Annotated in this window: 12 protein-coding genes, 1 tRNA gene, 1 pseudogene and 1 other annotated feature; of the genes and pseudogenes, 12 read left to right on the plus strand and 2 right to left on the minus strand. The window is 46.5% G+C overall.

Translation table 11 applies throughout. The features are described 5' to 3' along the window. The first annotated feature begins 236 nt into the window (after positions 1 to 236). The 4 genes and pseudogenes from QUB16_RS31995 (at position 237) to QUB16_RS32005 (ending at position 2763) form a co-directional block, all read left to right on the plus strand. Positions 237 to 473, plus strand: a complete 237-nt coding sequence (locus QUB16_RS31995) for a hypothetical protein (RefSeq protein ID WP_333322325.1) — start codon at positions 237 to 239, stop codon at positions 471 to 473. A gap of 118 nt (positions 474 to 591) precedes the next feature. Continuing rightward, positions 592 to 1149, plus strand: a pseudogene (locus tag QUB16_RS32000) (IS701 family transposase); the annotation flags it as partial. Continuing rightward, on the plus strand, positions 1091 to 1267 hold the full coding sequence (locus QUB16_RS33735) for a HepT-like ribonuclease domain-containing protein (RefSeq protein ID WP_445251184.1): 177 nt from the start codon (positions 1091 to 1093) through the stop codon (positions 1265 to 1267). The pseudogene QUB16_RS32000 and the gene QUB16_RS33735, both read left to right, overlap by 59 nt. A gap of 173 nt (positions 1268 to 1440) precedes the next feature. After that, on the plus strand, positions 1441 to 2763 hold the full coding sequence (locus tag QUB16_RS32005; RefSeq protein ID WP_333322326.1) for an acetamidase/formamidase family protein: 1323 nt from the start codon (positions 1441 to 1443) through the stop codon (positions 2761 to 2763). Positions 2764 to 3070: 307 nt separating this feature from the next. On the opposite strand, the gene QUB16_RS32010 is transcribed toward QUB16_RS32005, so the two are convergent. Continuing rightward, positions 3071 to 4489 (minus strand): inorganic phosphate transporter, encoded by a 1419-nt coding sequence (locus QUB16_RS32010; RefSeq protein ID WP_333322328.1) that lies wholly within the window; start codon positions 4487 to 4489, stop codon positions 3071 to 3073. Between the two features lie 447 nt (positions 4490 to 4936). On the opposite strand from QUB16_RS32010, the gene rplS reads away from it, so the two are divergent. Continuing rightward, positions 4937 to 5320 (plus strand): 50S ribosomal protein L19, encoded by a 384-nt coding sequence (gene rplS, locus QUB16_RS32015; protein ID WP_333047681.1) that lies wholly within the window; start codon positions 4937 to 4939, stop codon positions 5318 to 5320. Between the two features lie 134 nt (positions 5321 to 5454). After that, positions 5455 to 5527 (plus strand) — tRNA-Trp (locus QUB16_RS32020). A 58-nt stretch (positions 5528 to 5585) separates the two neighbouring features. On the opposite strand, the gene QUB16_RS32025 is transcribed toward QUB16_RS32020, so the two are convergent. Beyond that, positions 5586 to 5780, minus strand: a complete 195-nt coding sequence (locus QUB16_RS32025; protein WP_333322330.1) for a hypothetical protein — start codon at positions 5778 to 5780, stop codon at positions 5586 to 5588. Between the two features lie 78 nt (positions 5781 to 5858). Between QUB16_RS32025 and secE the strand changes: the two genes are divergently transcribed. The 6 genes from secE (at position 5859) to rplL (ending at position 9644) form a co-directional block, all read left to right on the plus strand. Beyond that, on the plus strand, positions 5859 to 6092 hold the full coding sequence (gene secE / locus QUB16_RS32030; protein ID WP_333166850.1) for a preprotein translocase subunit SecE: 234 nt from the start codon (positions 5859 to 5861) through the stop codon (positions 6090 to 6092). After that, the gene (nusG, locus tag QUB16_RS32035) at positions 6089 to 6727 is read left to right on the plus strand and encodes a transcription termination/antitermination protein NusG (RefSeq protein ID WP_333054359.1); all 639 of its coding nucleotides are present in this window, start codon (positions 6089 to 6091) and stop codon (positions 6725 to 6727) included. The genes secE and nusG overlap by 4 nt, the downstream gene beginning before the upstream one ends. 3 nt (positions 6728 to 6730) lie before the next feature. Further along, positions 6731 to 7156, plus strand: a complete 426-nt coding sequence (gene rplK, locus QUB16_RS32040) for a 50S ribosomal protein L11 (protein WP_333031062.1) — start codon at positions 6731 to 6733, stop codon at positions 7154 to 7156. A 303-nt stretch (positions 7157 to 7459) separates the two neighbouring features. Continuing rightward, positions 7460 to 8173 carry a 50S ribosomal protein L1 gene (rplA, locus tag QUB16_RS32045; protein ID WP_333322332.1) on the plus strand — a complete coding sequence of 238 codons (714 nt, stop codon included), beginning with the start codon at positions 7460 to 7462 and terminating at the stop codon, positions 8171 to 8173. Between the two features lie 108 nt (positions 8174 to 8281). Further along, positions 8282 to 8454: a sequence feature (ribosomal protein L10 leader region), on the plus strand. Positions 8455 to 8483: 29 nt separating this feature from the next. Continuing rightward, entirely contained in the window at positions 8484 to 9116 is a 633-nt protein-coding gene (gene rplJ, locus QUB16_RS32050; protein WP_333322334.1) for a 50S ribosomal protein L10, read from the plus strand. Positions 9117 to 9254: 138 nt separating this feature from the next. Further along, positions 9255 to 9644: a 50S ribosomal protein L7/L12 gene (gene rplL / locus QUB16_RS32055; RefSeq protein ID WP_333322336.1), complete on the plus strand. Its 390-nt coding sequence runs from the start codon at positions 9255 to 9257 to the stop codon at positions 9642 to 9644. Positions 9645 to 9915: the final 271 nt, after the last annotated feature.

Here is a 9915-nt window from a genome sequence, read left to right on the forward strand (position 1 = left end):
CGAAAACTGCGGAGTCTTTTGGGTTTGAGCTAGTTGCTAAAACTCCGCAGTTAGATTGAGTTTCTTAGGAGGACTTTAGCTTTGAGGCAGGGGTTTCAACCCCTGACGGACTTGGGGTTTCAGGCTGGTTGTTGACACTCCTTGGGCACGGTGCGGTGTCCCTACCATACTGGAATACGCTTTATCACCCTTGTAGTTAGGATATAAAAAAATTGCGATCGCCCGAAGAACACTTTTTGCAACTAGAAATTATCATGCAGCGCCACGCCGCAGCACTCGAAGCTGAAGTCAGAGCTTTGCAAGCCGCTGACGAAACCGCCCAGTGGCCTCCTGACTGGAAGCGTTACTATAATTGGCGTTTCGCTAAAATTTTCGCTTCAGTGAAGATTTTTCGCAACTGGGGTGCAGATGCTGCGGCTTGGAAGCTTTTGCCTTCACGAGTTTATCCCAACCGAGGCAATCAGAAGGATTAGTGGGGTTGCTGATTCTGGCGTATGAATAAACTTTTCGCTTGATGTTACAAAACTCACTCTACTTGGCTTATAGCCATTCCGAAAACTTGAATTCATACTTGTATTCAGCAACGCCGAAATTCGAGTAGATGATTTAGCAAGAGCCTTACCCTCCGAAACTTTCACGCTTATTCAACTCCCTGGAGAAAAACCCAGAACGTTATGGGTAGCGACAATGGAAATCGAGTTATCAAAGTATACAGGCAAGAAAGTAGTAGCCATCGTCATGAATGCGGCGACTGTCGAACAAGCCAGTGAAATTGATTATTTGATGACTAATGTGGAGTTATCCACAGCAACAGAAGAGTGGGTAGTAAAGACCTACTCCCAAAGAAATTGGGTAGAAGTTTTCTATCGAGAAGCCAAGGGATGGTTAGGGTTAAAAGAATATCAAGTGAGAGATAAACGCAGTCTAATGAGGCCTTTAATTTTGGTATTTTGTGCCTACAGTTTTATCCTCTGGCATACCAAAACCTGCGGATTAAGACGTAGATGGGCAAATAAACCTTTAAACACCTTTACGGAAGCGCTTGAAGCATTTCGGACAGCAATATCTTTTAGGTTTGTCAAGTGGCTGAATGAAAATTGGGACGTATTCTCTGCTTACAAAGCTAGTTTGGGCTTTATTGGGGCTTGAAATTTGTTTAAGTCCCGTTAAAAATATCCCTCTAGAAGTACGGTCTCAATATCCAGAAATTGAGTGGCGAAAAATCACCGGACTCAGAAATATCCTTATTTTTTCAGACATTAGATAAATATGCTCAAAATCTGTCATCTTTAAGATATAGATTTATGGTGAGTGTTTATTCCTTTTCTAAGCTATTTGTATTTTAGATAACAAATTCTAAAAGAATAAGCCTGAATAATATATTTGCTTTGATCTAGATGGATCAGGGGATTACAGACATTTACCATAAAAAAGCAAGCTATGCCGAATCGACGTGATTTTCTTCTTGGTGGGACTGTAGCTGCGGCTGCGACCTTGTTACCAAATAAATTGATTGCTCAAACTCCAACCAATCGATCGGAAATGGCAGCTTTACAGGAAGGATATGTGGGACAGTATCAGGGTGGTGTGTACTTACTGCCAGCCAATGATGAGACAGTCCAATGGGGTTGGTTTAATAATGCAGAGACACCCCGCGCTCGGATTAAATCAGGGGACACCGTTGTCATGGAAACCATGATGGCTTCCATGAATCAAGTTTTGCCGGGGGTATCGATCGAAGAAATTACTAGACTGCGGGTAAATAATCCCGGTCGTGGCCCCCATACGATTACAGGGCCGATCTTTGTAGAGGGCGCAGCACCCGGAGATACTCTCAAAGTCAAAATTAATCGGATTGTGCCTCGTACCTATGGCTCCAACTGGAACCTGCCGGGTAATCTTGCCCTAGGGCAATTCCCAACTAGCTTCCCTGAACCCCAAGTAAAACATTTCTTCCTTGACCTCAAGCGTGGGGTAACAGAATTTTTGCCGGGGATTGAATTACCTGTGCGTCCGTTCCCCGGTATTCTTGGGGTGGCGAGGGCTGAAAGTGGACAATATAGCACCGTACCCCCTGGACCTTTTGGCGGAAACCTCGACTGTAGAGAACTCGTAGAAGGCACAACGATTTACTTACCAGTGTTTGTGGATGGAGCTTTATTGTGGTCTGGGGATTCCCATGCGGTGCAAGGTAATGGTGAGATTAATTTAACAGCGATCGAGTCTGCCTTTAATGAACTGAACCTGACTGTAGAAGTAATTAAGGGTAAACGCCTGACTTGGCCACGGATTGAGTCAAATACTCATTGGATAACGATGGGTTACGATCGAGACCTCAATATTGCGATCGATATTCTGGAAGAAGAAACCCTAAAATTTCTTGCTGAATCTAAAGGCTTAAACACTACTGAAGCTCGTCAATACATGGCAAACTACGGTGATTGTCGAGTAGCAGAGGTGGTCAATCAACTAAAAGGGGTCTATTGCATGTTACCGAAACAACCAACTCCAGTCCTTGCCCCTAACCCTACCACTGATACCTCAGATAGTTTTGTCACCCATGCCATCGATGGTGATGCAATGCAGGCTATGAACATGGCGGCTATGAGTCTTATTGAGAGAATGCAGACCCTAAAAGGACTTGTACCCCTTGATGCCTATTCCCTTGCCAGTTTAGCTATGGATGCACGGATTGGCAAAATAGAGCCGGGAGCAAAACATATACATTGCTTGATGCCCAAGTCTCTCTGGGTCAGAAGTTAACAGCAGTTTGCGTTCAGATAAGTGGTGGTGCGATCCCCCTCGCATCCCCCTATGTCCTTTGGACAGGCTACGCCAACAAAAGGGGGACTTGAAGATCATTAACTTGGCTTACCAGAATTAAATTTGGGCGTTGCTGATTCACGGTATGAAGCAACTTTTCGCTTGATGTTACAAAACTCACCCTCAAGGGGGCTTATAGCAATTCCGAAATCTTCCATTCATACCTGTATTCAGCAAAGCCGGATTAGTTAACTGTTGACTGTTGACTGTTGACTGATGACTGTTGTGAAATGCCTCAATCTAAAATCTAAAATTGCCCAATGGATTGCGCGATGCTGAAGATGATAGCAGCCAAACCTGCTGCGATCGGAATTGTCACCAGCCAAGCCGAACCAATTGACAGCAAAGTTTCCAAGCGTACTGTTTTCCAAGCTTTGATCAGCCCGACTCCGACGACTGCACCGACTAAAGCGTGGGATGTGGAAACTGGCAAACCGAAGCGGGATGCTAGCAAGACTGTGGTGGCTGTGGCTAATTCCGCGCAAAATCCGCCGCTTGGTTGGAGTTCGATGATTTTTTCGCCGACTGTGGCTATTACATTTTTGCCCCAGATGGTTAAACCGATGACTATTCCTGCGCCTCCGAGGACTAAAATCCACAGGGGAACGCTGAAATCTTCTGAGGGAAAGGAACCTGTGCGCCGGATGTAGGCGATCGCAGCTAGGGGAGCAACGGCATTTCCTACGTCGTTGGAACCGTGGGAAAATGCTACAAAACAGGCGCTCAAGACTTGAAATCTCGCCATTTGTTGTTCGATGGGAGAGTGGCGGGGAGGGGGAGAGGGGGAGAGTGGGAGAGTGGGAGATTGGGAAAATATTCCCTCTTTCTTATTCCTTGCATCCGTTACATCCGTTACATCCGTTACATCCGTTACAAAATCCGCTGCCGAACCTTCTTCCTTCTCAACTGATTCTAATTTGTTCCAGCTATTGAGTGTCAGCCCGATCGCCCCCATACTCCCGATGCCGATGACAATATCGTGAATTGGAAGATTCCAGCCAAATCGATCGTGCGCCGCGGCGATCGCCCCTGTCTGCACCAAAGCAACATCGACAACAGACGGCAGTACAATTATCCCAAATACGCTCAGCATTGCTGCACTCAGCCAAGGTATCCACTCGCGCATTTGAGATAGAGGATCTGGCCGATCGAGAATCGAATACTTCACCACACTGTAAAATATTGCGGCTAAAGCACCGCTAGCAACAGGTGTCGCCACCCAAGTTAGGGAGATGGTGCCGATGGTTCGCCAATCAACCGCATTAATTCCGGCTGCAACACAGCTAAAACCTGCGATCGCGCCCACCACTGCATGGGATGAAGAAACCGGCAAACCTCGACTGGTAGCGATTTGCAGCCAGATCCCGCAAGCAATCAGCACTGACACCATCCCGATTAAAAATACTTGCGGTTGGGCAGCGAACACTTGTGCATTCACAACTCCTGTTGCGAGAGTTTCGGAAACTCCTTGCCCGAACAGCACTGCGCCGGAAAACTCCAGTATGCCTGCAACAATTATTGCCTGTCGCAGGGTTAGGGCCTTCGAGCCTACGGATGTCCCCATCGAGTTAGCGACATCGTTGGCCCCCAAGTTGGCGGCGACGTACAAGGCGAGTGCGGCCATTGCCCCTAGTTGCAGAAATACGACCCCAGAGGTATCTAACATAGAAATTTTTTGATATAAAACGGGTAGTTTGATATATGATAAGGGATTGTCAGTAACCCAGGTCTGAAAGAGATTAGGCTTGCAAGAGCAATTCCCGCAAGCCGTACTGACCAGCCTCAGTCTTAACTGACTACGTTTTTTGAGTCACGACACCTGGAAATGCGTAGCTAGTTTCCTGCTCTGTCATTTGCAATTAAACAGTCTTAAGGTCACTGAGACAGTGTTGCAAGTCTAAAAAGCTCTTAAAACATTGGCGAAGCTAACATTACTGGAATGGCAAGGCGCTCCCGGCAATACAGGGATTAGACAAGTACCATTCCTCTACTTGTCTAGCCCCGAAAGGGGTAGGCGGTTAAAACCGCTCGTGCGATGCCCTGAGCGTAGTCGAAGGGTCGTTTCCCTCTCTTGGCTCAAGCCACTGAGTGTCCCAATTACCGAGTTTTTTTTATGAAAGGCGCAGAAATAATCCGTTCTATCGAAACGGCAGAAATAAATAGAGTCAAGGTAGAACTCAGCAAAGTTCTCCCCGAAATTTACGTCGGCGACACAGTGCGAGTCGGCGTAAGAATTAAAGAGGGTAACAAAGAACGGGTTCAGCCCTACGAAGGGACTGTGATTGCCATGCGTAACGGCGGGATTAATGAAACAATCACCGTTCGCCGCGTGTTCCAGGGCGTCGGAGTGGAACGGGTGTTTTTGATTCACTCGCCCCGCATCGCCACCATCCAAGTGATGCGCCGCGGGAAAGTCCGCAGAGCAAAACTTTACTACCTGCGCGATCGGGTGGGCAAAGCTACTCGCGTCAAACAGCGGTTCGATCGCTCCCTGTAGGAATGCACCCAGCTTCCCTTTGGTTCATGGTTCATGGGAAATTTAAAAAAATTCAAAAAAAGTTTCCCATTTACGAGCGCACTGTGTTAAAATAGAAATCTAGAGGTTAAGCGAATTTCAGCAACCTCACCTGTGCGCTCTTAGTTCAGTTGGTAGAACGCAGGTCTCCAAAACCTGATGTCGGGGGTTCAAGTCCTCCAGGGCGCGCTGAATCACCAAACTTTAAATTCTGCCCGAAAGCGCCCGGACTATTGGCTGGCAACAGTCAAAACCGCAAACTTTCGGGTAGAATTAATTTTTGTGGGCGGTTCGCAAAAAATGCCATCAACAAATGCTCGGTGTGGCTTCTCGATCGTCGGTTTCGGCGATCGGCATTTACGCCGTTGATTGGTTGGGCTTGTAAAAAAGTCGTGGCTTTAGATTTGAGATTTGGGACTTGGGCGTAAGTGGTTAGTGTCACAAAATCTGAGAGCTGCGGGCCACTCACACCATCTAAAATCTAAAATCTAAAATCTAAAATCGCAAGGGGGATTGAATCGTGGCGAAAAAAGACGAAGCTCAAGAAACTCAAGAAATAACGGCGCCTGGGTTTAATCCTACGGGTTTTTTTAAGGAAACTAGAGAAGAACTCGACAAAGTGGTTTGGCCCAGCAGGCAGCAGCTAATCAGCGAGTCTTTGGCCGTGCTTTTGATGGTAATCCTCTCAGCAAGCCTGATCTATTTGGTGGATAACTTCTTTAACTGGGGCGCGGGAAAGGTGTTTGGGCCATGACTTTTGCATCAGAAGAATCTGAGTATTCCACAGAAGCGACGGGACAGGCAGCATCGCCAGATGTGCCGGAGATTGATGCTCGCTGGTATGCTGTTCAAGTTGCCTCTGGCTGCGAAAAGCGCGTGAAGGCAAACTTGCAGCAGCGGATTCAAACTTTGGATGTTGCCGATCGCATCGTTCAAGTAGAAATTCCGCAAACTCCGGCAATCAAAGTCGGCAAAGACGGTTCCAGGCGGCAGTCAGATGAAAAAATCTTTCCCGGCTACGTACTCATCCGTATGTTTATGGACGAGGATACGTGGCAGGTGATCAAGAATACCCCGAATGTAATTAATTTTGTCGGGGCAGAGCAGAAACGCCGCTACGGGCGCGGCAGGGGTCACGTCAAACCGCTACCTCTGAGTCATTCAGAAGTAGAACGGATCTTCAGAAACGCTCAGGAATCAGAACCAGTTGTCAAAGTATCGATGTCTACTGGAGACCACGTTGTGGTACTTTCCGGGCCATTTAAAGATTTTGAAGGTGATGTGATTGAAGTTAGCCCGGAACGAAACAAGCTCAAAGTTTTACTCTCGATTTTTGGGCGCGATACGCCTGTAGAATTGGAGTTCAATCAGGTTCAGAAACAGAACTAACTAATGGCAAAGAAAGTTGTTGCAGTAATTAAGTTGGCGATTACGGCGGGAAAAGCCAACCCAGCTCCTCCGATCGGCCCAGCATTGGGTCAGCACGGCGTCAATATTATGATGTTTTGCAAGGAGTACAATGCTAGAACCGCAGACCAAGCGGGTCTGGTGGTTCCGGTAGAAATTTCGGTTTTTGAAGACCGCAGTTTTACGTTTATTCTCAAAACCCCACCGGCGTCGGTTTTGATTCAAAAAGCCGCTGGCATTGCTAAGGGTTCGGGAGAACCTAATCGCAAGCAAGTAGGGTCGATTACCCAGGCTCAGTTACGAGAAATCGCTGAAACCAAAATGCCTGACCTCAATGCTAATGATGTTGAGGCTGCTATGAAAATTGTGGCAGGAACGGCTAAAAATATGGGCGTGGCGATCGCGGATTAAAGGAAGAAGGAAGTTCGGCAACGGATTCTGTAACGGATGTAACGGATGTAACGGATGTCAGTCCGATGGAAGAAGGAAGAGTTTTCCTAGTCCAAGTTCCAAATTGCTAATCCAAAATTCCTGATTTTGAAGGTAAAATCTTCAATCTAAAATCCAAAATCCAAAATCCCAAATCGATCGGTTCAGGGGGAGAAGCAAAGCTTCGCTAGTAACCGAAAACTGGTAGATTTTAAGATTGTCCGATAGGTTCAATCTAAAATCTAAAATCTAAAATCTAAAATCGACTGACCCCAGGAGATAACAATGGCAAAGAAAGTATCGCGAAGACTGCAAGAACTTCAAAAGAAAGTTGAAGACAGACCTTATCTACCGCTGGAAGCTCTGCAACTTTTGAAAGAAACAGCAACCGCTAAGTTTGGCGAAGCTGCTGAAGCTCACATCCGTTTGGGAATTGACCCGAAATATACTGACCAACAGTTGCGGACAACTGTATCGCTACCAAAAGGAACTGGTCAAGTAGTCAGAATTGCGGTGATTGCTAAGGGCGAAAAAGTTAAAGAAGCTCTAAATGCCGGCGCGGATATTGCTGGTTCTGAAGAGTTGATCGATGAAATTCAGAAGGGCATGATGGACTTCGATTGCCTGATTGCTACCCCAGACGTGATGCCGTTGGTGGCAAAATTGGGTCGGTTGTTGGGCCCGCGCGGTTTGATGCCTTCTCCGAAAGGTGGCACGGTGACGACTGACATTGCTCAGGCGATCGACGAGTTTAAAGGTGGTAAACTAGAATTCCGTGCCGATCGAACTGGCATCGTTCATGTTATGTTTGGCAAGGCAGCTTTCTCAGCGGAAGATTTGCTCGTCAACCTTCATGCTTTGCAAGAAACTGTTGATCGCAACCGTCCTTCTGGTGCTAAAGGTCGCTACTGGCGCAGTTTGTACGTATCCGCAACAATGGGCCCGTCGATCGAAGTCGATATCAGTGCTCTGCGCGATACCAAACTTGATGCTGCGTAGAAAGAATTAAGCAGAAGGCAGAAGGTAAAAGACAGCTTCGGCTGTCTGTGTAAATCTCTCACAAGATTTGCGTCATAGCCTTGCTATGTCTGCCTTCTCGTGATAGCCTAATCAAAAATCAATAAGCTGAAGACCGCAGGTGCCGATCGCTTAATTTCCTGCCGAGGCTGAAGAAATAAAAACTCAAGACTCAAAGATTAGAAATTTTCTATTTTTAATTGTGACTTGTTAATTTTTAATTCTCTGCCCCGGCTCGAAGGTCGGGGTTTTTGACGGGCAATTTTCTATCCTAAAAGGAGGTGAAATAAGTATGGGCAAAAGTTTAGCAGTAAAAAATGAGATTATTGCAGACCTCAAGCAAACCTTGAGCGAATCTCAACTGGCGATCGTGATTGACTACACGGGCTTAACTGTTGCTGAAATCACAGATTTGCGTCGGCGTTTGCGTCCGAAAGGCAGCAGTTGCCAAGTGGCAAAAAACACGCTGATGCGAATTGCTGTTGAAGGCAACGAAACCTGGCAGCCGATACAAGAATTGCTGACAGGTACGTCGGCATTTCTGTTCGTGCAAGAAGATATTGGCGGCGCGATTAAAGCTTACCAAGAATTCCAAAAAGTCTCTAAGAAGACAGAACTTCGCGGCGGCGTAATGGAAGGACGGGTACTGAAAGAAGCTGATGTTAAAGCATTAGCCGATCTGCCGTCGAAAGAACAACTCATGGCTCAAATTGCTGGCGCTATCAACGGTGTCGCAACCAAGTTGGCTGTGGGTATCAATCAAGTTCCTACTTCGATCGCTCGCGGTCTTAAAGCTTATGCTGAAAAAGACGGCGATTCAGCAGAAGTAGCAGCAGAAGCACCAGCAGAAGTAGAAGCAGAAGCAGAAGCACCAGCACAACCTGAAGCAGAAGCACCAGCAGAAGCAGAAAGCACATCTGCGTAAGTCATTAGTAATTAGTCATTAGTCCTCAGTCATTAGTATTTAGCAATAGATAGAAGACTGGAGACGAAAAACTAAGGATGAATGAGCAAATCTCAAATCTGAAATCCCAAATCTACAATCAAACTAGGAGTTTAACGAATGTCTACTGCAACTGACGAAATCTTGGAAAAACTTAAGTCTCTGACTTTGCTCGAAGCTTCTGAATTGGTCAAGCAAATTGAAGAAGCTTTCGGCGTCAGCGCTGCTGCTCCTGTCGGCGGCATGATGATGATGGGCGGCCCTGCTACTGCTGCTGCTGAACCAGTAGAAGAGCAAACTGAATTTACTGTCATGCTCGAAGAAGTTCCTGCTGACAAGAAAATCGCCATTCTGAAGGAAGTCCGCGCAATTACCGGTCTGGGCCTGAAGGAAGCAAAAGACTTGGTAGAAGCCGCACCGAAAGCAGTTAAGGAAGCTATTGCTAAGGAAGCTGCTGAAGAAATGAAGAAACAGCTTGAAGCTGTGGGCGCAAAGATTTCTATCAAGTAGTCATAGAATGTAGTTGATATCAATTCTGGTGACACCGGAATGATGGTTGACTGTTGACTATTCCCTAAAATTAATCGCGCGATAGTTACATCTCTCGCGCGATTAATTATTTTTGGTGTAGGGAAACGGCCTTGCTGTGTCCTCTTAGGATCGCGAATTAAATAATTTACAATTTTAATTGTTCTTGTGGGATGGGCGTCCCGCCCGTCCAAAAAGGACGGGCGGGACGCCCATCCCACAAACTTGTGGAAGTTATTTAATTCTCATTCCT

Source organism: Microcoleus sp. D3_18a_C4, assembly GCF_036702415.1.
Lineage (GTDB): Bacteria > Cyanobacteriota > Cyanobacteriia > Cyanobacteriales > Microcoleaceae > Microcoleus.

Excerpts from the sequence above, each read along its gene's own strand:
- QUB16_RS33735 (WP_445251184.1), top strand. The coding sequence starts at position 1,091 with ATGAAAATTGGGACGTATTCTCTGCTTACAAAGCTAGTTTGGGCTTTA.
- QUB16_RS32005 (WP_333322326.1), top strand. The coding sequence starts at position 1,441 with ATGCCGAATCGACGTGATTTTCTTCTTGGTGGGACTGTAGCTGCGGCT.
- QUB16_RS32010 (WP_333322328.1), bottom strand. The coding sequence starts at position 4,489 with ATGTTAGATACCTCTGGGGTCGTATTTCTGCAACTAGGGGCAATGGCC.
- rplS (WP_333047681.1), top strand. The coding sequence starts at position 4,937 with ATGAAAGGCGCAGAAATAATCCGTTCTATCGAAACGGCAGAAATAAAT.
- nusG (WP_333054359.1), top strand. The coding sequence starts at position 6,089 with ATGACTTTTGCATCAGAAGAATCTGAGTATTCCACAGAAGCGACGGGA.
- rplK (WP_333031062.1), top strand. The coding sequence starts at position 6,731 with ATGGCAAAGAAAGTTGTTGCAGTAATTAAGTTGGCGATTACGGCGGGA.
- rplA (WP_333322332.1), top strand. The coding sequence starts at position 7,460 with ATGGCAAAGAAAGTATCGCGAAGACTGCAAGAACTTCAAAAGAAAGTT.
- rplJ (WP_333322334.1), top strand. The coding sequence starts at position 8,484 with ATGGGCAAAAGTTTAGCAGTAAAAAATGAGATTATTGCAGACCTCAAG.
- rplL (WP_333322336.1), top strand. The coding sequence starts at position 9,255 with ATGTCTACTGCAACTGACGAAATCTTGGAAAAACTTAAGTCTCTGACT.